At 38.6% G+C, this 24,710-nt stretch carries 23 protein-coding genes; 6 read left to right on the top strand and 17 right to left on the bottom strand.

Annotated elements, in window-relative coordinates; all coding sequences use genetic code 11:
* The 3 genes from K8S13_RS05285 to K8S13_RS05275 form a co-directional block, all read left to right on the top strand.
* Window positions 1-766, top strand: a 766-nt coding sequence (locus K8S13_RS05285; protein WP_291460990.1) for an FtsX-like permease family protein, incomplete at its 5' end; no start/stop codon positions are given.
* Window positions 767-797: 31 nt separating this feature from the next.
* The gene (locus K8S13_RS05280; protein WP_291460988.1) at window positions 798-1,532 is read left to right on the top strand and encodes an outer membrane lipoprotein-sorting protein; all 735 of its coding nucleotides are present in this window, start codon (window positions 798-800) and stop codon (window positions 1,530-1,532) included.
* Window positions 1,532-2,860 (top strand): hypothetical protein, encoded by a 1,329-nt coding sequence (locus K8S13_RS05275; protein WP_291460987.1) that lies wholly within the window; start codon window positions 1,532-1,534, stop codon window positions 2,858-2,860. Before K8S13_RS05280 ends, K8S13_RS05275 begins: the two co-directional genes overlap by 1 nt.
* A 62-nt stretch (window positions 2,861-2,922) precedes the next feature.
* Here the strand turns inward: K8S13_RS05275 and K8S13_RS05270 are convergent, their stop codons facing one another.
* The 4 genes from K8S13_RS05270 to trxA all read right to left on the bottom strand — a co-directional run bounded on the left by K8S13_RS05270 (window position 2,923) and on the right by trxA (window position 9,091).
* Window positions 2,923-4,836 (bottom strand): FAD-dependent oxidoreductase, encoded by a 1,914-nt coding sequence (locus K8S13_RS05270; RefSeq protein ID WP_291460985.1) that lies wholly within the window; start codon window positions 4,834-4,836, stop codon window positions 2,923-2,925.
* 260 nt (window positions 4,837-5,096) lie between these two features.
* The gene (locus K8S13_RS05265) at window positions 5,097-6,644 is read right to left on the bottom strand and encodes a universal stress protein (protein WP_291460984.1); all 1,548 of its coding nucleotides are present in this window, start codon (window positions 6,642-6,644) and stop codon (window positions 5,097-5,099) included.
* A 21-nt stretch (window positions 6,645-6,665) separates the two neighbouring features.
* A complete protein-coding gene (locus K8S13_RS05260) occupies window positions 6,666-8,759 on the bottom strand; it encodes an ASKHA domain-containing protein (protein WP_291460983.1) in 2,094 nt (697 codons plus the stop codon).
* 32 nt (window positions 8,760-8,791) lie between these two features.
* Window positions 8,792-9,091 carry a thioredoxin gene (trxA, locus tag K8S13_RS05255; RefSeq protein ID WP_291460982.1) on the bottom strand — a complete coding sequence of 100 codons (300 nt, stop codon included), beginning with the start codon at window positions 9,089-9,091 and terminating at the stop codon, window positions 8,792-8,794.
* Between the two features lie 600 nt (window positions 9,092-9,691).
* On the opposite strand from trxA, the gene K8S13_RS05250 reads away from it, so the two are divergent.
* On the top strand, window positions 9,692-11,113 hold the full coding sequence (locus tag K8S13_RS05250) for a sigma 54-interacting transcriptional regulator (protein WP_291460981.1): 1,422 nt from the start codon (window positions 9,692-9,694) through the stop codon (window positions 11,111-11,113).
* Window positions 11,114-11,140: 27 nt separating this feature from the next.
* Here K8S13_RS05250 and K8S13_RS05245 read toward each other — a convergent pair whose 3' ends face one another.
* From K8S13_RS05245 to K8S13_RS05215, 7 genes are all read right to left on the bottom strand, one after another.
* Window positions 11,141-11,854, bottom strand: coding sequence for an ABC transporter ATP-binding protein (locus tag K8S13_RS05245; protein ID WP_291460980.1), 714 nt, complete (start codon window positions 11,852-11,854; stop codon window positions 11,141-11,143).
* Window positions 11,854-12,627: an ABC transporter ATP-binding protein gene (locus K8S13_RS05240; RefSeq protein ID WP_291460978.1), complete on the bottom strand. Its 774-nt coding sequence runs from the start codon at window positions 12,625-12,627 to the stop codon at window positions 11,854-11,856. The genes K8S13_RS05245 and K8S13_RS05240 overlap by 1 nt, the downstream gene beginning before the upstream one ends.
* 2 nt (window positions 12,628-12,629) lie before the next feature.
* On the bottom strand, window positions 12,630-13,904 hold the full coding sequence (locus tag K8S13_RS05235) for a branched-chain amino acid ABC transporter permease (protein ID WP_291460976.1): 1,275 nt from the start codon (window positions 13,902-13,904) through the stop codon (window positions 12,630-12,632).
* 32 nt (window positions 13,905-13,936) lie between these two features.
* Entirely contained in the window at window positions 13,937-14,872 is a 936-nt protein-coding gene (locus tag K8S13_RS05230; RefSeq protein ID WP_291460974.1) for a branched-chain amino acid ABC transporter permease, read from the bottom strand.
* Between the two features lie 88 nt (window positions 14,873-14,960).
* Entirely contained in the window at window positions 14,961-16,136 is a 1,176-nt protein-coding gene (locus K8S13_RS05225; protein WP_291460972.1) for an ABC transporter substrate-binding protein, read from the bottom strand.
* 130 nt (window positions 16,137-16,266) lie between these two features.
* Window positions 16,267-17,337 carry a sigma-54-dependent Fis family transcriptional regulator gene (locus tag K8S13_RS05220; protein WP_291460971.1) on the bottom strand — a complete coding sequence of 357 codons (1,071 nt, stop codon included), beginning with the start codon at window positions 17,335-17,337 and terminating at the stop codon, window positions 16,267-16,269.
* Window positions 17,338-17,346: 9 nt separating this feature from the next.
* Complete coding sequence (locus tag K8S13_RS05215; RefSeq protein WP_291460970.1) at window positions 17,347-17,739, bottom strand: response regulator; 393 nt, start codon at window positions 17,737-17,739, stop codon at window positions 17,347-17,349.
* A 224-nt stretch (window positions 17,740-17,963) separates the two neighbouring features.
* On the opposite strand from K8S13_RS05215, the gene K8S13_RS05210 reads away from it, so the two are divergent.
* On the top strand, window positions 17,964-18,977 hold the full coding sequence (locus K8S13_RS05210; RefSeq protein WP_291460969.1) for a 3-oxoacyl-ACP synthase III family protein: 1,014 nt from the start codon (window positions 17,964-17,966) through the stop codon (window positions 18,975-18,977).
* Here K8S13_RS05210 and pgi read toward each other — a convergent pair.
* On the bottom strand, window positions 18,972-20,594 hold the full coding sequence (pgi, locus tag K8S13_RS05205) for a glucose-6-phosphate isomerase (protein WP_291460968.1): 1,623 nt from the start codon (window positions 20,592-20,594) through the stop codon (window positions 18,972-18,974). The two genes, K8S13_RS05210 and pgi, sit on opposite strands and share 6 nt — an antisense overlap.
* Before the next feature lie 137 nt (window positions 20,595-20,731).
* Here pgi and K8S13_RS05200 point away from each other — a divergent pair, with 137 nt between their 5' ends.
* Window positions 20,732-21,667, top strand: a complete 936-nt coding sequence (locus tag K8S13_RS05200) for a phosphotransferase (protein WP_291460967.1) — start codon at window positions 20,732-20,734, stop codon at window positions 21,665-21,667.
* Window positions 21,668-22,008: 341 nt separating this feature from the next.
* Here K8S13_RS05200 and K8S13_RS05195 read toward each other — a convergent pair whose 3' ends face one another.
* The 5 genes from K8S13_RS05195 to K8S13_RS05175 all read right to left on the bottom strand — a co-directional run bounded on the left by K8S13_RS05195 (window position 22,009) and on the right by K8S13_RS05175 (window position 24,667).
* Window positions 22,009-22,425: a hypothetical protein gene (locus K8S13_RS05195; RefSeq protein WP_291460966.1), complete on the bottom strand. Its 417-nt coding sequence runs from the start codon at window positions 22,423-22,425 to the stop codon at window positions 22,009-22,011.
* 56 nt (window positions 22,426-22,481) lie between these two features.
* The gene (locus K8S13_RS05190) at window positions 22,482-22,838 is read right to left on the bottom strand and encodes a hypothetical protein (RefSeq protein WP_291460965.1); all 357 of its coding nucleotides are present in this window, start codon (window positions 22,836-22,838) and stop codon (window positions 22,482-22,484) included.
* A 24-nt stretch (window positions 22,839-22,862) separates the two neighbouring features.
* Complete coding sequence (locus K8S13_RS05185; RefSeq protein ID WP_291460963.1) at window positions 22,863-23,507, bottom strand: hypothetical protein; 645 nt, start codon at window positions 23,505-23,507, stop codon at window positions 22,863-22,865.
* Between the two features lie 85 nt (window positions 23,508-23,592).
* A complete protein-coding gene (locus K8S13_RS05180) occupies window positions 23,593-23,811 on the bottom strand; it encodes a hypothetical protein (protein WP_291460961.1) in 219 nt (72 codons plus the stop codon).
* Between the two features lie 472 nt (window positions 23,812-24,283).
* Window positions 24,284-24,667, bottom strand: coding sequence for a hypothetical protein (locus tag K8S13_RS05175; protein WP_291460959.1), 384 nt, complete (start codon window positions 24,665-24,667; stop codon window positions 24,284-24,286).
* Window positions 24,668-24,710 lie beyond the last annotated feature (43 nt).

The raw sequence follows: 24,710 nt of genomic DNA, 5'->3' as shown, positions 1-24,710 counted from the left end.
GGTCAAGGGGATGAACCTCAAAATTGGTGACCCAATAGTGCTGGTTTCAAATAACAAGGACGGCAGTGTGAATGGTTTGAACTTTAAAATTGCCGGTATTATTGAGACGATGCTAGGTCCCCAGGGTAAAGAGGGATATATGCATATAAAAGATGCACAGGAACTCCTGCGCATGGATAAACCCGAAGTGATTGAGGTGGCTGTTCGATTACATGATTTTGATAAACTTGAAAAGGTATATGCAGATCTTTTTTTAAAATTCAGCAAGGTTATAAATAAAAAAGGAAAACCTCAGTTTGAAATACATACCTGGGAGAAACTTTCTCCGTTTTCAAACATTGCCAAAATGATAGACCTTATGACCATTGCAATGAAAACAATCATGATTGCTATTGTACTGATCAGTATTCTTAATGTAATGATGATGTCTGTATACGAGCGTGTCAGGGAAATCGGTACTATGGCTGCCATTGGGACCGCACCTTCCAGGATCATGAATCTTTTTCTTGCTGAAGGACTTTTATTGGGCATTATCAGTACAATTGTCGGCAATATCATTGGATTGTCCGGTATATTTTTATTAAATATTTACAAAATCAGTATTGCCTTTGGCCGTCAGGATAATATATTGTTATCTCCTTCTGTAAATATAACTGAGCTTTTGTGGGTATCATTCATTGTTTTATTTATCTCTGTCTTTGCGAGTTTGCAGCCAGCCTATAAAGCATCAAGAATGGAGCCGGTTGATGCATTGGGGCATGTTTAATTTAATAGATAGTTTAATAAAGGTGAAAAAAATGAAAAAAATAATTATAATCGCTTTGCTGGGTCTTTTTGGGTCAATGACGGCATTTGCCCTGGACGGAAATGAAATCCTCAAACAAGTGGATCGAAATTTAAACCCTGAAAGCTTTGAAATGTACAGAAAATTGATAAATATTGAGCCGGACGGCACAAAAAAAGAATTTATCATGTTTTCCGTGAAAAAAGGTAAAGAGAAGATGGCATCGATTTTTCTTTCACCTGCCAGTGAAAAGGGAAGAAGTACCCTGCGTATCGGAGACAACATGTGGTTATATATTCCAAATGTTGGAAAGCCGATCAGAATTACAAGCCTTCAATCTGTAACAGGGGAAATCTTTAATAATTCTGATATTATGCGGGTGGATTACAGCGCTGAATACAATTGTGAGAAAATAGAAACAACTGATAAAGGATACACCCTCTATTTAAAGGCCAAGGTAAAAAATGTGGCCTATGAAGCCGTTACCATGTTCATTGATTCTGAAAAATTGCTTCCCCATAAGATTGAGTGCTATGCCGCATCTGGAATGTTAATAAAAAATCTTTATTTTAAAAATATTAAGGATTTTGGCGATGGTATCATCCGTCCGGCTATTATCGAAACAGACAGTCCTTTGTATAAGGGATATAAATCTTATATTGTGTTTGCAAAAGTAAAAAAGAGAGACCTTCCCAGTGAAGTATTCAGTCTGAACTATATGCAGAAAATTGATGGGCTGCGACAATAATGAGACAGGATTTTGTCGGTCTTGTTTTTGGGTTTCTGGTGTTTTTTTCCTATGTGACAGCATTTTCACAAAACATTGACGACGTATTGATTGATCTCGACCTTGATTTTAAAACTGAGGAATTTGAGAAAAAACCATATTCGGTAAATGGTGATATTGAAACAAAAGAAACCATAAGGTTTCTTGATCGAGATTCGCTCTTATTTAAGCAGAAATATCTGGATAATAAAAATGATACTACGGCCTGGCAGACAGATCTTGATTTAACAATTGAAGGCAAATACCAGAAGGACATCATTAAATTATATGGCAGATTCAATGGCCTTTTCTATTATAACGATGATGAAAACTTTGAATCTGAAAGAAAGGCTGAGGAATTTTATATATCTTTTCAGCCTTCTTTTGCCTGGGCTTTCGATGCAGGGAAAAAAGTGCATAAATGGGGAAAAGGATATGCATTCAGCCCTAGTGCATTCTTTAGCAGGCCAAAAGATCTTAATGATCCTGATGCAACATTGGAAGGATATTATTCTTTAAGCGCTGATTATATCAAAAGCATGGAAGGCATTCTTAAGACATTTGCCATAACACCTGTTTTAGTACCTGTTACCAGGGAACTTAATCATGAGCTTGGTCAAAAAGATGAATTCATCTGGGGCACAAAATTTTATTTTTTTGCCTTTGACAGTGATGTTGATTTCATGTTTTTAATCAGTGATAATATGGAAGACCGCTTTGGAGTAGATTTCTCTAAGAATCTTTCCCCCTCGTTTGAAATTCATGGAGATGTGGCTTTGGTTAAAGATTATCATCAATATATAATTGATGACTATGGAAATATCAGTGAACAGGAATACACGGCCTTTAATTTACTATTGGGTCTGCGGTATCTTTCAAGTCAAGACACGACCTATATATTAGAATATTATCGGAATGGACAGGGATATTCAGGCCGGGAATACGAGAATTATCTCTCTTTTATTGAGAGAGGGTTTGACCAGTATTTAAATACATCAAGTAAAGCTTTGATTTCCAAGAGTAAAACATACGCAGCTTATTATAATCAACAGGCTGCCATGAAAGATTATTTATATTTAAAAATTTCTCAAAAAGAACCCTTTGACATCTTATATTTTGTTCCGACAATAATTTTTATTTATAACATGGATGATCAAAGTGCATCCATAACACCCCAGATCACCTATTCGCCTTTGACCAATTTAACTTTGGAAATAAAAACAAGCTTTCTTATCGGGGGCAGCAAAACCGAATATGGTGAAAAAATCAACAAAGCCAAGATCGTACTAGCCATTCAATATTATTTTTAAATCCAAAGTTTTAAGTATTATGGTAAGCATTCACAGGTTCAAGGTTATCCTTGAACGGTTATTCAATACTTAAGTGCAAGATCATACCCCGCATGGATGGCACTGAAAATATCCTGGACCTCTCCGGCGTCTCCGATGATTTCCACCCTGGGGACGGCGTTCACGATGTCTTCGTCCGGCCCCGGCGCTGACAGCATACCGGACGACAGGATAACGGTCCGGAATGGTTCCAGAGTTATTCTATCCCCATCCTTTTCCACCTCAACGCTATCAGACTTGAACTCTTTAACCGTTGTATGAGGCATCAGGGTCACCTTGTCCATCTGCCCAATCCTCATCAAGGCCAGTTTTTTTGTGATCATCTCCATCATGCTTCCTATGGGTTCTGTCCGCTTTGTAGCGACTACTTCATAACCTTCCTTGCCTAATTTCTCGGCGATCTCGATTCCGGCCCTTCCGGCCCCGATAACCAGGAACCTCGGCCCTTTTACCTCCTTTTCCCCTTGGAAATACTCTATGGAAGTCATGACATACTGATTATCAAGGCCCTTGATCTCCGGGATATTCTGAACCGCTCCGGTAGCCCAGACAAGAAGGTCCGGCTGAACTTCCTGAACAAGGGCTGTGTCAAGAGACCTGTTCATAAGGATAGAAGTCTCACTCGCCTTCACAGAGCGTTCAATAGTATCCAGCCCCTGTTTCATTTTTTCCTTTCCGGGGGCCTGCCATGCGATGGCAAATTGTCCGCCTAAATGATCCGTTTTCTCGGCAAGTGTAACCTGATGACCGCGTCTGGTCATGTATAGCGCCGTACTCATGCCCGCGGGGCCTCCCCCTGCGATTAAAACTTTTATGGGGTTGGACGTGGGCACCAGCTCAGGCAGACCAACGGCCGGATTCAAATTGCAACCCAGGGGTTCTCCGCTCTTCATGCGATGGAGGCATCCCTGGAGGCAATAGCCGCAATACATGACCTCCTCATCCATTCCCGTTTGCCATTTTTCTACGAGATCGGGATCGGCAATAAGCGGTCTTCCAAGGGCCACAAGATCGGCTAATCCGTCATCCAGGACCTTGATTACCTTTTCCTTTCTGCCCATCCTGCCCGCGACAATCAGGGGAAGTGTGGTGTGCTCACGTACCCAGGCTAAGGCATCCATCTGAGGCTTGTCCGGGAGGCTGGTATGGTGAAAATACCATGGAGGGCTGAAGCAGGCGTTTCCCATTCCTACGTGTATCGCCCTGATTCTCATTTCTTCGGCCAATTTCAGGAGGGGCAGTAAGTCTTCCTGGCTGATGCCGAACTCCGGGGACATCTCGTTACCGGAAATCCTAAGAACAAATGGGACCCCAGGGGCGCCTTCTTTCACTCGTGAAAGGGCTTCCCTTGCAAAGAGCAGCCGGTCCTGGCCAAAGCGATCTTCCCTTTTATTGAGTTTTGCATTCAGGAATTGAGAGATGAGGTAACCGTGGCCCCCCTGGATTTCTATAACGTCAAACCCAGCTTCCAGTGCCTTTTCCGCAGCCGATTTGTAACCGCCAAGGATCATCTCGATTTCTTCCCCGGTAAGTGCATCTGAAACGGTCTCTTCCCTTGCAACGCATGTCATAACCGAAGGCGCCTTGGGTTTACCCCCGATGATCTTGGGAAGTGCCCCGGCCCCGGCATGATTCAGGTGAAGGCAGGCAAGGCGACCTTCTCCATGTATAACCTCGACAATCTTCTTGAGTTCCCTTACGCTCTCCGGGAGATGGATGCAGGGTTGTTTAGGGTGTTCCCTGCCATCAGCTGTAACCGAAACAGGCTCAATAATCACTAATCCCGGTCCGTTTTTTGCAATCTGTTGATAGAAATTCAACTGGCGATCCGTCACAGTGCCATCGGGATTGCCATAGCCTAATTTGATCGGGGGAAAAACAAATCGATTCACAATATCCAGATTACCCAAACTAAATGCGTTGAACATCCTTTTCATGGTTGACCTCCTTTTCTTTACTTCATAGCCATGTCCTGATTCTCATCAACGTTCATGTTAGATTAGATAGGAAGATGCTTTTTGTCAATAAAAGTATGAGAAAGATTTTAAAACTGAAATATACGCCCAGCCTGACATGGGCACAACATGTTGTGCTCATGTCAGGCTGGGTCAAAAGATTACCGGAATAAAAAAATACTTACAGGTCGGTAGGGTTTAAATAATATCAAATTTTTTAAAAACGCTTAAATAATACTGATTTAAGAGGGTTTTGCCACAAGCACCGGTACCTTGGATTTAAGAATTACACCGCTGGCAGTGCTTCCCAACACCATTTCTTCAAATTTCCCATGTCCATGGGTCCCCATGATAATCAGGTCAAAGTTATTATCCTGTGCAGTATTAACGATTATATCAACCGGATTGCCTACTGTAACAATGGTCCGATTTTCTGAAAGTGGACAATGGGGCATTTGTTCAAGCACCTTTTGTGATGTGACTTTCATCCTTTCACGAATAAGCTTTTTCGCCGTCTCAATATTTTTCCGGTTAAACTCATCCCATTTCTTTTTGTCAATGGAGCCTGACAAATTTATCCCAGTTCCTGAAGAGTATTCATCCAGCACATCAGGGACGACATGGATGGCATGAACCTGGGCATTGTATTTATTTCCAATGCTGCAGGCATATTTAACAGCGTACCTGGCAGTTTCAGATAAGTCCGTAGCAAAGAGTATTTTTTTAACATCAATTATCATGGAACCATTTTTTTCAAATTCAGGAACTTTTAATGCTTTATCCTTTTCAAACTCAATAGTCTCTTTCTTCTTTACTTTGGATTCGCCAAACATAAAATTAACAAATTTTACATACCATGCAGCAGACTGAATCTGAATAATATAGGCAAGGGCGATTAAAAGCGCTATGGTCATTCCTTGTTTACCAAAAGCTGTCATGGCAATGGCAAGCGCGATGGATAAATCACGCATAACAACGCCAAAAACCATGGCAATGGCATCTTCTTTTGAAAAGAAAAACCTGCCGACTATTGTTAATAAAACATATGATATAAGATAAAAAACGGTTAAAGGGATCAAAATGATGATAATATCACCGGGATTGGCAATGATATGTTTTGCTTTAAGGGACATGGCAAGAAATGCTATCAAGACGACGCCTAAAGCAGAAAACGGAGGAAATTTAGGTTTGATTTTTTCATTCCATATTTTTTGGCCATATTTTTTCATTCCTAAAGTCTGGGTTAAAAGGCCGACAAATAAGGGGAAAAATACAAATATCGCAATTTGTTTGAACATATGAAGCATATTTACTTCTATGGTCGCACCCATGAACACTTTGGTAAATATCGGGGCAGCAAGAGAGCCAATCACAAGTCCGAATACAACCATTTTAATGGCAGCTTCCTTATTACCTTTTGCAAATCCAGTCCAGGAAATGGTCATTCCTGATGTCGGCAGAACACCTATCAAAAAAAGTCCAACTGCCCAGAGAGCAAATTTGGGTGCTTCGCCTGATAGAAATATTTTTCCAATAAAAAATACAAGCAGAGGAACAAATATGAAATTGATGATCTGGGTCACCAGTTGCAGTTTAAGGTCATGACCTTTAAAGATGGTTTTCACATTTAATGTCACCATCATGGGGTAGACCATGATAAATGTAACCGGGATAATGAATTGTTTTAAGACAGCTGCATCAAACAGATATCCATAGATTAATCCGAACATCATGGAGACCGGGATGGCCCAGACGAGATTCTTTTGTATGACTGACAATAATCCCAGCATTATATAAACTCCTTTTACGGTTTAGTTTGCGTGAACGTGAACGCTTGGAAATAAGTTTGCATCGGTATGGGGTAAAAACTGGGCTCTGGTGAACTCTTCCATAAAGGTATTATTACTTGAAAAATCAAGATATGTCATTGCATTTGAAATAGCAATGGCCTGCTGTCGATAGGTATTGGAGAGAAGTGCCATATAAGCACCGGCTATGGAGCTGTTTCCCATATATTTGAATTTTTCTCTTTCAATATCCGGGAGCAATCCTATGGTTATTGCCTTTTCAATATTGAGGTATTGCCCAAAACCACCGGTAATAATCATCTGGCTGATGGAAGAAAAATCCATTCCAACCTGTTCAAGAAGGATACTGAATCCTGCATATATTGCAGCCTTGCTGAGAATCAAACTTTTTATATCTGACTGGGTAAAGATAATATTTTCTTCTGAATCAATATTGTCTGCAAATTCAATAATGAACCCAGGTTCTTCATTGAACAGGATAAATCGTGGATGATCAGCAGCAATCTGAAATTTACCATCCTGACCAATGACTTTCTTTAAAAGCATTTCAGATAAGAGGTCTATCATTCCTGATCCGCAAATTCCCCTTACCGGCTTGTTTTCTACGGTGAAATACTCAGGTTCAAAGGTTTTTGGGTCAAGAGTGATTTTTTCAATGGCGCCGTCTTCTGCACGCATGCCCCATCGGATACCTCCGCCTTCAAAAGCAGGGCCTGCAGAACAGGCTGCCGTCATAAGAAATTCATTATTGCCCAGGACAATTTCCCCGTTTGTTCCAATATCAATGAAAAGGATAATATCTTCAAACTGATTGAATCCTGTGTATAGTACACCGGAAACAATATCTCCGCCAACATAGCTGGCAGGTCCCGGCATAATAAAAACACCGGCATAATAAGCCGCCTTTAATCCGATTTCCCCGGCTTTAATAATCGGGAATTCAGAAACAGTCGGGATATAGGGTTCTCTTCTAATATATTTTGCATTGATTCCCAGTAATAGATGGATCATTGTTGTATTGCCGGATATAACAATACTTTCAATCTGTTTATGATCTGCATTAATTGAACTGATGGCCTGTTTTGTCAAATCATTGATAGTAGAAATGGCCATCTTTTTTAATTTTTTTATACCATCTTTTTCAGAACAGACAATGCGATTGATGACATCATCACCACACGCGGCCTGACGGTTATGACCTGATGCAGTACTTAGTATGGCACCATCTGCCATATCCACGATATAGACAACGATTGAGGTTGTTCCCAGATCCACGGCCATTCCAAACGAAGCTTTCTGGTTGTTTGCCGGGGTGACATCAACGATTTCCGAAGAACATTTTTTCCATAGTACGGAAGCAATAACCTTCCATTCATCATCTCTTACAGATTCTGTCAATTGACGCATTACCCTGATGTTGGTGCTCATTTTGGACGTATCATACCCCAGTTTTTTAAGCTGGCGTTTCAACCGGTCAAAATCACTGATGGTATCTTCCATTGTGGGCAAATCAAGCTGCAGGGGAACTTTTTCGACAATGGGTTCAATTTTTTCTACAAGGCCTGAAAGTTTTTTTGTGGCAGTCTCTCCCATTCCGGCTGCTTTTAGTTTCTTTTCGATTGTCTCTTCGGGTATTTTAACAATGATATTTTCAAAAATCTTTGATTGACAGGCAAGGACATACCCTTTTTCTTTTTCTTTATCACTTAAAAGAGAGGTTTTTTCTGAGTCTACCTTACCGGATTCTATGATCAATTTGCATTTTCCACAGGACCCCTTACCATTGCAGGATGCATTGATATGAATATCAGTTTTTTGAGAAGCTTCCAATAAATTTGTCCCCGGGGTGACAGCAACTTTTTTTTCCCCTGGTTCAAAAATGACAATGCATTCTTCCTTAACAGATTCTTTCTCAACAGGTTTCTCCTCAGAAGATTCAAACCCTTTTTTGGTAATAAAATAGATCGGGCAGGAAGATCTGAATTTGCAATATATATCAGGGTCACGACATTCCAGACATTCTTCGCAAAGATAAATGTTGTGTTTCATGCAGATATAACTGGTTTCTCGATCAGGATGATTGATACATTTGCCCATTAGAACCTCCGATTTTTTTAATTATTCAGCTTTTATATCACGTCATCCAGGCTCTTTGCAATGGTGGTTTCGGATTGAAGCCCCACAAACCTTTTAATCTCTTTGCCATCCTTAAAAAGAATTAATGTAGGAATGCTTTGAACCATATATTGTGTAGCCAATGTTCTGTGGTCGTCAATATTGATTTCAATGATGGATGCACGATTTTGATATGTTTTGATCAGTTTTTTGATGACAGGTTCCTGTGCTTTACAAGGAGCGCACCAATTTGCATTAAAATCCACGAGTGTAACACCATTTTTTAACGTTTCCTGGAATTGATCCATATCCATTTTAATTAGCCTCCATAAATAATTTGATAAAATAACTATTAGAATAATTAGTATAGTCAAAAAGTATGCCACATATTTTTTTCTTCCCAGTAAGAAATATGATAACCTATTGAAAATAAATAATATAATAATAGAAATCATCTAAATATATCATAACGCTATGATTGTAATTAAAAAAAGGAACGTTACTTTATTATAACGGTTTCGGTTTGTAACGTTTTTTTGACAAAGACCATATCATATATACCTTATATGCAATAGAATTATATAGCTGGTATACCCCTTGCTTATAAATTTGTGTAATTGTCTATTTGGCAATTAAAAATTAAACTATAACAAATGAGGTACACATGAAAGAAATGGTTTACATTCTCATCTTCCTGGGGATTTATATCCTGGTACAGGTCTATATCCTTCCTAAAATGGGTATATCCACCTGAATGAGAGATGCCTGTCAGGTGACAGACAAGAAAAAAATTCAAAAAGAAATACCGGAAAACAAGCAATAGCGTTTAAAAAGTTTCCAAATCTTGACGATGATGGTAACGTTACTTATTTTAGAATTAAAACCTGTCAATCGTTATATAAAAAGGATGCAATATGGAAACCTATCAATTATGGAATGTTAATTTTTTAAACCAGATTCTTGATACCATGGCAGAAGGCCTTTTTACTTTGGATGACCAGGGCATCATTACATCCTGGAACAAGTCTATGGAAAAAATCAGTGGGTATTCTGAACAGGAAGCTATCGGCAATACCTGCAGTCTGATTGAATGCAGCCGGTGTTTCGGAAAGGAATGCCCGGCCAATATTCATAAATGCGGCGTGCTCAAGCATGGAAAAACAGAAGCTAAAGAATGTTTTATCAAGCACAAGAACGGACACGATGTTGCTGTAATAAAAAATGCAAGACTTGCCCGGGATGAGAATGAGCATATTCTCGGAATTGTTGAAACGATTACAGACCTGACTGAATTAAAAAAAATAAAAAAAACGGCTGAGGAGGCTCAAAAGAAGCTTAAAAAAACGTATCGGCTTGGAAGTATTATTGGAAAAAGTGCTGTAATGCAGAATGTGTTTGATGCCATACGGGCTGTAGCAAACAGCAGGGCTACAGTGCTGATCCAAGGTGAAAGCGGGACGGGAAAAGAACTGGTTGCCAAAGCCATTCATTATAATGGTGCTGGTTCCTCAAATCCTTTGATTATCGTCAATTGTTCCGCGCTTTCCGAAACCTTGCTTGAAAGCGAACTCTTCGGTCATGTTAAAGGGGCATTTACCGGGGCTCATAAAGATCGAAAAGGAAGATTTGAAGAGGCTGACGGGGGAACTATTTTTCTTGACGAGATTGGAGAATTGACCCCTTATATGCAGATAAAGCTGCTAAGAGTCCTCCAGGAAAGAGAAATTGAAAGGGTAGGGGACTCAAAACAAAAAAAGATAGATATCAGAATTATAGCAGCCACCCATAAAAACCTTTATGAACTGACGCAACAGGGAAAATTCAGAGAAGATCTATTTTATCGATTAAAAGTTTTTCCCATTAATGTTCCCCCTTTAAAAAAACGTCGTGAAGATATCCCGATACTGGTGAATCATTTTATTAAAAAAGGAAATAAGAGGGAGAATAAATCCATAGAAAAGGTTGATACACAGGGGATGAAACGATTGATGGAACATTCATGGCCTGGAAATATAAGAGAGCTTGAAAATGCCATTGAACATGCCTTTGTGATCTGTAATTCAAATCACATTGAACTTAAAGACCTTCCGGTGGAGATCAGGGAAAACCATGGAATTCAGTTAAGTGGTCCTGGTATAACTCGCCCGGTTGTTAATTCCGTCCAAACTAGTTCATATAATTTAGATAAGGCTGCAAAGTTGACAAAAACGGAACTTTTAAAATTACTGAAAGACTGCAATTGGAATAAGGCAGAAGTGGGTCGACGGATTCAAAAAAGCCGAACCTCTGTATGGAAATACATGAAAAAATGGGGCATCCCCTTGCAAAAGTCCTAAAAAGAGCAAAAGCCCTATTGATTTGATTTAAGCACCAAGATAGGCCTTTTTAACATCCGGGTTATCGAGCAGTTCATCTGCAGGTCCCTCAAGGACAAGGGAACCATTCTCTATTACATATCCTCTCTGGGCAAATTTCAAGGCGAGTCTGGCATTCTGTTCAACCAGCAGGATGGTTGTGCCTAATTTGTTGATTTCGTTTAACGCATCAAACATTTCAAGCATGAGAATCGGGGCCAGTCCCATGGAAGGCTCATCTAAAAGCATGATTTTGCGACCGCTCATATATCCCCTTCCAACAGCCAGCATCTGCTGCTCACCACCGGATAAAGTCCCGGCAAGCTGGTCTTTTCTCTCATAAAGCCTTGGAAACAGATTAAACACCCATTTTTTATCTTTGTTGATCTGATCAGTATCTTTTCTGGCAAAACAGGCAAGGGCGAGATTTTCTGTTACCGTGAGATTGCCAAAGACTCTCCTTCCTTCAGGTACGTGGGATATGCCTAATTTTGAAACAACTTTATCCGTGCTGTATTTAAGAAGATTTTTTCCTTCAAATTCAAGAACAGAGCCCGGTTCTGACGGAATCATCCTGGAAATTGCCCTTAACGTGGTGCTTTTTCCGGCACCATTGGCACCGATAATAGTTAAAAGTTCGCCTGCTTCAACGCTAAAATTAATCCCGTGAAGTGCCTTGATATTTCCGTAGGAAACCTTTAAATTTTTAACTTTAAGCTGCATCAGGTTACATCCTCCTTGCCGAGATAAGCCTCAATAACTTCAGGGTTATTCTGAATTTCTTCAGGTGGTCCTTCTGCAATGATTTCCCCAAAGACCAGGGTTTGAATATATTGAGACAATTCCATTACAAATTTCATCCTGTGTTCAATCAGAAAAATGGCCACTTTAAAATCCTGATGAATCTGGCGAATGATTTTTATCATTTGAACCAGTTCATCCGGTGTCATTCCTGCGGTAGGTTCATCAAGAAAAAGAATTTTCGGATTGGTTGCCATGGCTCTTGCCATTTCTACACGTCTCTGGGCACCATAGGACAGACTGGTAACCAGTTGATCTGCATGCTGCTTGATATCAAACAGTTCAAGCAGTCGATAAGAATTTTCTTCAACTTTTGTTTCCTGCTGCCTGCATTTTGGAGTATTAAAAAATGACCCGATCAGCCCATAGGATAATTGTGAATAGTGGGCCATTTTAATATGATCCAGAACATTCATATGCCGCCACAATGCGAGATTCTGAAATGTTCTGCCCAATCCTCTAGCAGCAATTTCATTGGTTTCAAGGCCTTTGATATTTTGATTCTCAAGAGTGATGGAACCTTCTGTCGGCGTATAGACGCCTGTAATTAAGTTAAATATGGTTGTCTTTCCCGCACCGTTTGGTCCGATAAGGCCTGTGATCTGCCGGGGTTTGATATTTAGATTATAATTATGTACCGCTCTAAGGCCCCCAAAATAATGCGTCATTTTATTAACATTGAGCAATGCTGACATGGTTAGGCTCCTTGTTCTCTTTTATGTTTGGCTCTTAAGAGCTTTTTGGCATTGATTTCTTTAAAGGAAATCAGGCCGTATGGACGGAAAATCATCACTAAAATTAAAATAAGTGGAATAATAATCCATTTAAAGAGTTCAAGCGGCCTTAAGGCTTCGCCCAAAACATTGATACTGACAGCCCCGACAATGGAACCGATAATAGAATTAAGACCCCCAAAATAGACCATGGCAAGTATTTCAGCAAGTCTGTTTATACTGAACATACCCGGATTGATATAGGCCAGGACATGGGCAAACAATCCCCCTGCAATGCCTGCCCAGAATGCACCGAACATAAACGCGGTCATTTTGGTTTTTCGGGTTTTAACTGTCATGGATTCCGAGGCAGCTTCATCATCTCGAACAGCATTTAATGCTTTTCCCATGATAGAGGTGACAAAATTGTGGACCACCCAGATGCACAGCATTGTCCAGATGAAGATGATGGGCAGGGGCGCATAATCGGGCTGCCCTCCCATTCCCCTGGCGCCGCCGATGACATTGAGGTTTTCAATAGCACTCTTTATAATAAACATAAATGCAAGAGAAATAATGGCCAGATAATCCCCTCTGGTTCTAAAAGAAGGGACCGCCACCAGCAGAGAGGCAAGTGATGCGCCAATGCCGCCTGCTATTAGAGCAAAGGGAAATAGCCAGGGACCTAAATCCGAGGATAAAACAGCGGCACCAAAGGTTTTGTCAGCAACAAAAAAATATAGTGTTATGATCGAGGAAATATAGGCGCCGATAGCCATGAACCCGGGGTGGGAACAGGAAAACTCTCCCTGATATCCGTTAATCACATTGATACTGATGGTTAAGATAATGGAAATCAGCGTCAGCTTGACAACAAGTACTCTGTAATCATTGATTCCGGCCCATAAATGAAGCACACCATAGAAAAAAACCAAATGAATAATGGCTGACAGCCACAGAGGTGTTTTTTCCAGGATGGCAGCAACAGGATTGGTAAAAAAATTGGATGCCTTTGCAATCAAAAGAATCGGAATAACGTAAACGATAAGATCATACCCAATCACGCCGGGTATCATCATTGGGTTCTTAAGCATAATCAGAGTGCCGAATAAAACCGGTATTTTGGGTAAGCCAAGATAGTATGAAATATAATCATAGCCCCAGTAATATTCGATGAGTACGGCGGCAAATATACCTAACAGCCATCCCAGCATCGGTACTGTAGAAAACATGTTTTTAAATTTTCTTGCTATTTCCATGGTGCTTTCCTGTATCTATTGAAGTTAAACAATTAAAGTCTTAATTTTGTGCTGTGTTCCATTCCAAAGAATCCCCTGGGTTTGAATGTCAGGATAAGAAGAATAATGGAATAGGCAATAAGATCTCTCAGGGTTGACGGGAAGATAGTGGCAACAAATATCTCGATAAATCCTATAAGGTATCCGGCAAGGGCAGCGCCCTTCATAGAGCCTCGACCACCAAGAATTGCTGCTACAAATGCCTTCCACCCAATAATAACCCCCATATAGGGGTCCAGAATCGGGTAGGCTTGTCCATAGAGAATACCGGCAACCGCTGCAAGACCGGCACCCACTGCAAAAGTTAAGGGTGCAATAATATTTATGGATACCCCCATCAATGGAACGGCAAGAAAATCATATGACATTGCCCGCATGGCCATTCCCCATTTTGTTTTCTGGATAAAGGTATGAAGGGCAATCATTAAGAAAAGTGATATGATAATGATCATCACTTTTACATTTGTAAAATAAATACCACCGACATTGTAGGTAATAGATTCCATCAATGGTGGAAAACTCAATCTTTTCGCACCCAGCAGAATTAATATACCCGTCTCAAAAATAATGCCGATCATTAAACCGGTGATGGCTGCGGATGCACGGGGTGCAGACCTTAAAGGCCTGTATCCTGCCACTTCAACAAAAACGCCGACCCAGGAAGCCAGAAACATGGTAATAACAACCGTGGCAAGGAAGATAAGGGGACCGGGTATAAACCCGGCAAATAATGCAAGAAAGAGTGTTGCAATCCCAAAGCCGATATATGTGGCCACCATAAAAATATCGCCATGGGCAAAATTAAAGAGCATTAAAACACCGTATACCATTGAATACCCAATGGATATCACGGCGTAGAAACTGCCTCTCTGGAGTGCATGAATCAGGTTTTGAAGAATAAATTGACCTAATTCTATCAAAGATTCCATTCACCAACTCCTGTTCTATAGAATTATGACTGCCATGCACAAAATGCATGGCAGTCATTATATTAATTAAACGATACCACTTGATCCGTTAAGGACAACTGGATTTATAAAATTCATATTCACCGCTATCGTTAATTTTTACAATAACAGCGCATTTGATGGGGTCACCTTCGGGGGTGAACGTCATGTTTCCTGTAATACCGGCAAAATTTTTGATTTTTGTAAGGGCGTCTTTAACAGCTGCCCTGTCTTTTTCAATTTTTCCGGTAATTTTACCCGCATCCTGAATGGCCTGCTGGGCAAGCTGAAGTGCATCCCATGTAAGGGCGGCTACATCATCGGGAATATACCCGTAATTGTCAGTATATCTGTCGATAAATGCTTTTGTTGCGCCTTTGGCGCCGGCTGCTGCATAGTGAGATGAAAAATAAAGCCCATAACAGGCTTCACCGCATAGCTCAACAGTTTCAGCAGATCCCCAGGAGTCAGATCCAACGATGGGACCTTTCCATCCAAGTTCTTTTGCCTGTCGAACGATAAGGGGAACTTCATTATAATACTGGGGGGTAAAAAGAACTTCGGCACCTGATTTAACAATCTGAGTCAACTGAGAAGAAAAATCCGTGTCTTTTGTTGTAAAGCTTTGATAAGCAACAACAGAGCCTGCCCCATGTTTTTTCTCCCATGCTGCCTTAAACACCTCAGCCAGTCCTTTGGGATAATCAGAGGCAACATCATAAAGAACAGCCGCTTTTGTAAATCCGAATTCATCCGTAATAAAATTGGCTACAACAGGACCCTGGAACGGATCAAGGAAACACCCGCGAAATACATAGGGTCTGTCAAGAGTGGTCGCAGGATTGGTAGACCAGGGGCTGATCATAACGGTTTTATACTTATTGGCAACTTCACCGGCAGGAACTGCCTGTTTGGAAGACTGAGGGCCAATAATGGCAAGGACATCATCCTGAGTGATCATTTTGGTATTTGCTTTTACAGCTGATTCTGCTTTGGACTCATTATCTTCGATAACAAGCTCAACTTCATATTTTTTGCCGCCAACTTCAAGACCGCCGGCTTTTTCAATGTCCTCAAGCCATAACAATGCAGCATATTTGGAACCTTCCCCAACCTTTGGAATATCTCCGGTCATAGGGGCATTGATACCGATTTTGATAATCGTTTTTCTTGCACTGAATGCAGATGTTGAAAACATCATGGCAAAGGCAAAGGTTACAACCACTAAACAAGCAATCTTTTTCATGTTACCTCCTTTAAATGATAATTAATTTTTTTTAAAAGCTTTATTAAATATGCTTTTAAAACATCACACGAATTTAATCTATATGTAAAAATATAGATTAAGTAAAGGATAATAATGTAGGGGGGATAAACTATTTTATAGGAGGATGAATTTCAAACTCGCTCATTTTATAAAGCAGGGTTTTATAGCTGATTTTGAGTATTTTTGCAGCTTTGGATCTGTTCCAGCCAAGTTTTTCTAAAACAAAAGCAATGACTTCTTTTTCCACTCTGTCTGAAGCCAGTTTTTTAATTTTTTTTAAAGAAATGTCTTCAAATAATTTTTCAGAACTTGTGGAGAGATCGACAAATTGGGAAATAATACTGGACCGGTCATTTGCAAACTCATTCTTTGCAAATGATTGAGTCTCACCGAGTTGCTCATCTGTCAGTATATCAGGAAGATCGTCCTCATGTTCCTTTGGAAGTTCATTAAAAACTTTCTGCCATGAGTTCAAAATCATTTGTTTCTTAATACAATTTTGGAGCTGTCGAACATTCCCGGGCCAGGGATAATTGCAGAGTTTTGCAAACATATCTGAATCAGGTTTGCTGCCATGGTTATTGGGATATTCTGATTTATAAAGTCTGAAATAATATTCAATAAGAGGAGAGATGTCCTCTTTTCTTTCACGTAAAGGCGGAATATCAATTTTAATAATATTCAGCCGGTAAAAAAGATCCTCTCTAAAGGTTTTGTTATACATGCTTTCTTCAAGATCATGGTTGGTCGCTGCAATCACCCATACATCGGTTTTAAAATCATGATCTGATCCAAGGGGAGAAAACTCCCCGCTTTGAAGTACATGAAGCATTTTTGACTGTAATGCTATTGGCATATCACCGATTTCATCAAGGAAAAGAACACCTTTATCTGCTGTTTGGAATTTTCCCGGTCGTTTTCTATGGGCACCGGTGAAAGCGCCTTTTTCATAACCATAGAGTTCGCTTTCAAGAAGTGTTTCAGGCAATGCAGCACAATTAATTTTTACAAAGTTTTTTGAGCACCTGTTTGATTCTGTATAAAGATTTTGGGCAACGACTTCCTTACCCACACCGGTTTCGCCGGTTATCAATACATTCAGGCAGGTGTCGGCTACATGATTGATCAGTTCTTTTATCTTTAAGATTGATTTACTGACGCCAATTAAAGGTGTGCTCATGGCTTTACCTTAATTTTCTTGTTGATCATTCTCTTGGTTAATCAATTCGGAAACAGTATTTTCAATTTTAAACAAGTCAATGGGTTTAAAAAGAACAATATCAGCTTCGGCTTCAGAAGCCAGTGCACCCGGTTGATCGCCATATCCCGTCATGGCAATAATCTTAAGTTTGGGATATTCTTTTTTCACAATGGAAATTAGTCCGACACCACTGATATTGGGCATTACAAGGTCTGTGATCAGGCAATCAAAACAATTAGATCTGTCTCTTAATACTTTTAAAGCAGCAAAACCATCCACTGCAGTTTTCACTTCATAGCCCATTGAATTAAAAAATTCATAAAAGGTTGATAAAATATCTTCATTGTCATCAACAATCAGAAGTCTGCTTGGGTCTGCCATTCTATGCCTCTTAAATGGTAAAGGAAAGTTTTTATACCCGTTTCTCCATATAATAGATTTGTTTAACTCTAGAAGGAAAAAATCAGAAATTAACAAAATTGTCAATAGTATTTAAATTTTGTTTAAGATTCTTGCCTAATTAAAAAATTAATATTATAAGGCGTGCATAATAATAGTAGAAAAAAATTTTATCAATATGATAATTTAGGATTAAGGAAAACTCTATGAAAAGAAGCATCATAAAAAGTACGGGGATGTTTGTTCCAAACAATATCATTACCAATCATGACCTTGAAAAAATTCTGGATACCTCTGATGAATGGATAAAACAAAGAACCGGGATTGAGCAAAGATACTGGATTGATCAGGAGGGTGAAACCGGTGCGTCTGACTTAGGGTTTGAAGCTTCTAAAACAGCCTTGGAAAGTGCGGGCTGGAAGCCCGAAGATCTTGATTTTATCATATTTGCGACGCTGAGTCCTGATATCATGTTTCCCGGTTGCGGGTGCCTTCTTGCGGCAAAGCTGGGGCTTAACTCTACTCCGGCATTGGATATCAGGCAGCAGTGTACAGGATTTCTTTACGGTCTTACCACGGCAGATGCCTATATAAAAACGGGTCTTGCCAATAAAATTCTTATAGTGGGTTCAGAGGTGCATTCTTCCGGTCTTGATAAATCTACCAGGGGGAGGGATGTTACCGTTATATTCGGTGATGGGGCAGCAGCCGTATGCCTTGAAGGAGTTGAAACCGACGAAACCGCAGGCGTGCTTGCCTCTTGTCTTCATGCGGATGGCAATTTTGCCCAGGCATTGATGACGGAACTTCCTGCATCAAAATTTCCTTTACGATTTCCGCCAGGTGTGCCGATTGATGATCCAAGATACTATCCTGTCATGGATGGTCCTGCCATATTTAAAAAAGCGGTTAGAATGCTGCCAAAGGTCATTATTGAATCCCTTAAAAAAGCACAAATCAATCTGGATGAAATTGATCTGATTGTCCCGCATCAGGCCAATATGAGAATTAATCAGGCCCTGGGACAATTTTTAAAGTTAGATGATAATAAAATATTTCATAATATTCAAAAATATGGAAACACCACTGCGGCAAGCATTCCGCTTGCATTGCATGAAGCAATAGAGCAGGGACGTATTGGTAAATCCGGTGATATAGTTATTTTTACGGGTCTTGGTGCCGGCCTTACATGGGGCAGTGTGATTTATAAGTTTTTATAATGATCCTTTAAATAAGGTATCAAGATAAAATTTCGTTGTCGGGTCAAGTGAATTAAAATCAATGGTTTTATCATTGTTTTTTCTTCTGATTTGATCCCTGATATCAGAAGCAAGCACTTTACCCAGCTCAACACCAAATTGATCAAAAGGATTTAAACCCAGTATAAATCCTTCATATACGGTTCTTGCTTCATAGAAAGCCAGAAGCATGCCGATGCTTTCAGGTGTTAATTCATTAATGAGTATGGTTGAAGAGGGCCTGTTTCCTGTGAAATATCTTGCCTTGTTATCATTATCTTTTCCCATGGCCAACGCTTGACCCTGGGCAATCATATTGGCCCATAACTCCTGATGATTATAAACCCCTTTTGATTCAGCCTGATCCTTATTGTAAGCCGGTTTTACTACCCCGATAAATTCTATGGGAAACACACTTCCCTGGTGGGCAAGCTGAAAAAACGAATGTTGCGCATTGGTCCCGGGTTCACCAAAAATGATAACACCGGTCTGGTTTTCCAAAATCTGACCATCAGACGTCACTCCTTTACCAAGGCTTTCCATATACAATTGCTGTACATGGGGGGCTAATCTTGACAAGGCACTGCAATAGGGGATAATAGCCTGGGCAGGATAGTGTAAAAAATTGGAATTCCATATACTGATCAAAGCTGCTGTCAAAGGGATATTTTTTTCCTCAGGGGCATTTACGGCATGTAAATCCATGGTATGACACCCTTTGAGAAAGCGATTGAAAATATCAAACCCAAAGGCAAGGCTTAAGGCAAGTCCCCCGACTGCAGAGGTTACAGAATACCTTCCACCAATAAAATCAAACATATGAAAAGAACCTAAGCTTGAGTTTGAGGCATCATCGCCCGGGCTGCCCTTGGCTGTCACTGTCACAAGATGTTTTGAAGGATCAAGGTGATTATTTTTTAAAAATAACAGAGCCTGGTTTAGATTGGCAAGGGTTTCAGTTGTGGTATAAGATTTTGAAATAATGATCCAAAGGCAGGTTTCAGGGTCAATTGCTTTGATGATTTGTCCAAAATTATCAATATCTACGTTGGGTAGAAAATGAAGACCAATAAGCGGTTCAACACTATTTTTTATTGCAGTGTAAACAAATTCACATCCCAGATAGGAACCGCCGATTCCAATCACAACAGCATCTGTAAAAGATTTCCCTGTAGAACCTTTTATCTCATTGTTGTGTACTTTTTTTGAAAACTGTTTGATCTGTTTGTTTACACGCTTGATTTCTGAAATAACATCCAGATCATCCAACAGGAGATGATCATGGGTAAAATCTCTTGTTGCCGTATGAAGAGCGGCTCTATTTTCCGTTACATTAACAATTTGACCGGATACCATCCGGGAAAAATTGTCTTTTGCTTTGGTTTCTTTTGCAAGATTAAATAATTCATTTGTAACTCTATCATTGATCCTCTGCTTTGAATAATCATAAAAAAATTCATCTGATTTTAAAGAAAATTTTTCAAGCCTGTTCTTTTCCTGAATCAAATTTTTCAGATGGAATTTTTTATCCTGAAAGGTTTTAGAAAGATGTTTTAAATTTTGAACGGCATTAGAGGTGCTAAATGATTTTAAATTCATTGTTTTCTCCCAAAGATATAAGAATTACCTGAAAGCTTGGGTTATCATACGGAAAGCTTTATTTTCGGTCAAGATGTATCAGGAAAATACCCGGAATTAAAGGTTGATTTTCCTAATAGTCCTTTGTAGAAATACCAATGGATTATTTTAATGATAAAGCAAAAGCAATGCATGATATTCAGCTATTGATGGATAAATACAATAGTGGAAAGATTACAAATATAAGTCATACGGATGGGGGCTATACCAATGTAAATTATAAAGTAAGTACGGATGAGAGGGATTATCTGCTGAAAATTCATCAAAACAAAAAAATTGAAGAAATTGTTCCCGAAATAAAAATTTTCGAATACCTAAAGACTCAAGGCATACCCTCAGCCTATCCTGTTTCCGACAGGGACAATGAATTTATTAATACTTTTGGCAGTGATAATGTTGTGATATATGAATTTGTAGACGGACATCATCCCGAGGTGAATACAGAAACAACAAAACAGATAGCCAAGGTTGCTGCCACTCTGAATTTACTGGAAGTGCCAACGTTTTTCACTCAAAAAAACTGGGCAAATATTGATTTTTGTAAAACTGTTATTCAAAAAATTCCTGACGCCGTTTATCCACAGCCCGATATCTTCGAGTATTTCATAGAACAAACCAACTATCTGGAAGACCCCTTGTCGGTAAAACTCAGCAAAGGATTAGTACATGGTGATTTATTCCCTGACAACACAATGTTCAGGGGCAATAAATTACTTGCTGTCTTAGACTTTGAAGGAATTTGTGTCGAAAACTTATTGTTTGAACTTGGGACGGCGATCAATGGATTTTGTTATGTTGATAACAAATTATCAGAAAACCTTTTGCATGTTTTTCTTAATGAATATCAAAAATATTACAAGCTAACCAAAACCGATAAAAAGCTGCTGCCTGTTTACATGCAATGGGGGGCACACTGCATGATAGCCTGGCACATAATAGGTGTAATGGAAGACAATGATGCCAGAAAATATAAAAGAGCGAAGGAGCTTATTGCAAGAGTAAAGAAATTGCGAAAAATGTCCTTTTCGTTTTAAGCAAATACTTTAACAGGTCTGGCCGGGCTTGAACAGCTTGGCCCGATAAGATGGGAAGGAAAAAAACCTTCAGTTAAAACTGATTGAATTTTTGTACAATATAAGAAATTCTCTATTCAATTTTTTATATTAGTAACTTGAATCTGGAAGGGTAGATTTTATTCAGCTTGTCAGGAAATATAGTTGAACGTGAAGTTGACGGGCGGTGTATTCGCAGTACCGTCGAATTTGATGTTAAGTCATTTCTGTATCTGTAGATCACGTTTGGCAATGATAATGATCTTGTCAAGAACTTCTCGGTGGTACTTGAATTCGTTTTTATATATTTCGAACCGAGGATTCTAAAGCCATTGAAGAATTATCATTTTTTTTATTAAATCAAATTGGTTCGGATTAACAACTTTTATACCAACAGGCCATTTTTTTCCCCAGGCATTTTTAGCTGTTAAACCTCTGTCAAGGAATTCGACAGGTTTCATTTGAATGTTTTTTTCCTGTATTTCAAATTTCCTTGAATCATTCCCTCTTTGATTTATTATCAAATCATGCAAATCAAATATTTTAACCGACATAATAGAAATAAATATCCAAAAACTGCCATCTCTATTAGGTTGTTTAACCCACATTATAACTCTCTCTTTTCCATTAATATTGGCATAGCAATTGAACCATTGTTTAGTTTTTCTTTTGGACCATCCAGAGTGAAATTTATTTACATCATCCTGAATATAAATAAAAAATAGTTCTTGAAGATTCATATATCAATCTCCATCAATATAAAATATTTTTAAAAGGCATTATGATTATAAAAAAATTAAGCTGAATATATCCCAAAATGAATCACACTAATTTTTATATTTATTACTAAATATTTACGATATCCATTAATGTGTTTATCGCATATTTCCTCATGATCATCATAAAAAAATTCCATAATTTTCCCCGCAAATTTTTCTTCATCATCCGTTAAATAATTTCCAAAAAAATCTATTTTATCAACTGATTCATAGTAATACGTTGAACAAGATAAAAAGTCATCTACGTTTCCTGTACCGCCCACACTTGATTGTTGGTGAATAAATTTGTGATATTCTAGTTTGACTTGTTCTTTATTCTTTCCCATATTATTAATTTCTAAATGATGAAATATAATTGCAAGTGAAATACCCATTAAGTCTTGTAATAATGTTGATAGTTATTCTTCTTCAAAAATATTCTTTTGAACTTTTGAAATAAAATTTCTTGATTGCAAAATCGCGTTTTCAAACAAAGCAATAATAAATTCATCATTATCTTTAAACTCAATAGGTAAAATTTCATGAGAAATTTTTATCGCTTTTATTGCTAAATCATAATGTCCCTCTTCAAGGAAAACACTGCTAATATTTTGAAAAATCTCTGAAGTATTTTTTAAATAGTTGTTAACCTCTGGTAGTTCACTCTTTGAACAGGGCTGCAATTTATTAATGTAGTCCTGATAATCTGCATTTAATAAATTGATTCCGTATTCTATAGCATCTTTGAAATTTTCTTTAGCAGTAGATAATGAAAAAAGAATTGAATTAGATGTGAAATCATCTTGTTTAATAGCCATCACTTTTTTTAAGAGTTTTTTACAAATTTCTATTTCTTTATAGATTGGCCGAGAAGCTAAAGCTGCCATTGAAGTCAAATAAAAAATATCGGATTCTTCGACCGGCAGGTTCTGCTCGCAAATAGATTTAATTACTTTTATTGCCTTCTTAGGAGAATCATGTAGTAGTCCATATGATAAGTTATAAGCTTCTTCATATGAATTTGGGATAGGGACTGACCTCGAAAATATATCAAATATTGACATAATGTCATCTCCATTTTAGCAGAATTTATTATTTCTAAAGATTCGTATAAGCAGCCGCCCTTAATCCGATTGTTCGCCCATCCTCCTATATGCTCTTTTTTGCCTTTTTTCTTAAGGCTTGAAGCTCAGTTATTAACATATCAAAGGTGTCGTCAATTTCCATTTCAGACATAAGCATCGGACTGAAAAGCAGCTTGCCTTGCTCATTCTGAGCGGGCCTTTTTAGAGCGAGATGTACATATGGCGGAAAAGGAGGCTCATTTTTTTTTGGCGAAACACGGTGAAGCTCAAAATAAATAGTCATGTTTGTTTCTCCTTCCAGACAAATTATAAAATTTGGTTCAAGAATGCCATACCAATGTTTATAATGCCTGTAAAGGTATTTCAAAAAATCAACTATGGTGAAAATATAATTGAGTCAGGAAGAATCTGCCAGAATGTTCTTTATTGGAGAAAAAGTAACCCTCGCGAGACTATTCCCACGGGGGCGGGGATATCTGCAAAAACATAGGAGCTTTTAACAGATCAGATATTTTAACTATTTTATTTTTCGGGTGTCAATGATATTTTAATGTGGAAAATTTTTCCTGATTTGTACTAAATTAAAGACTGAAAGATGATGATCTGATCAATAAATTAAACTATTTATCCTATTAAGTTGATTGAATGAGTTCTGTCCTTCGGAAGCTTTCCATATTTAAAGTTTAAGGATTGAGTTTAGGGGCAAATCAAGGTAAGTGAAAACCTGCCCCTTAGATCATTTTTTAGCACTTCAATTATTCTGTTTCGTACATTTTACCTTCTATCATACCTTTTGTAGACATTGTTACCTCAAACCGCTTAAAGAGTGCAAAAAAATCAGTAACATTCATATCCACTTCAATCTTCTTAACTTTCATTGGTCCATCAATGGATTCAAGCATTTCAGGTACATTGTTGTGTCCTTTTAGATCAGAAACTAAAAAAGTCACATACACAGGATCTTGATGGGAGCCATGGTTCTCTCCGATAGACATTGAAATTCCGACAATAAATTCATCGTCATTGATTAATCTTTTATCAGCTAACCATTTCGAAGGACCGGTTCTATCTGCTTTATCTGCAGCTACGCTTCCCAATAAATCATTGTATTGAACTGATGCATTAAATTTTTGTTCCATTAAGATATCTCCTTATTTGTAGTGTAATTGTGCTAATAAATTG

The organism is Desulfobacula sp. (genome assembly GCF_021107415.1).
This window is presented reverse-complemented; position numbering and strand designations above follow the sequence as displayed.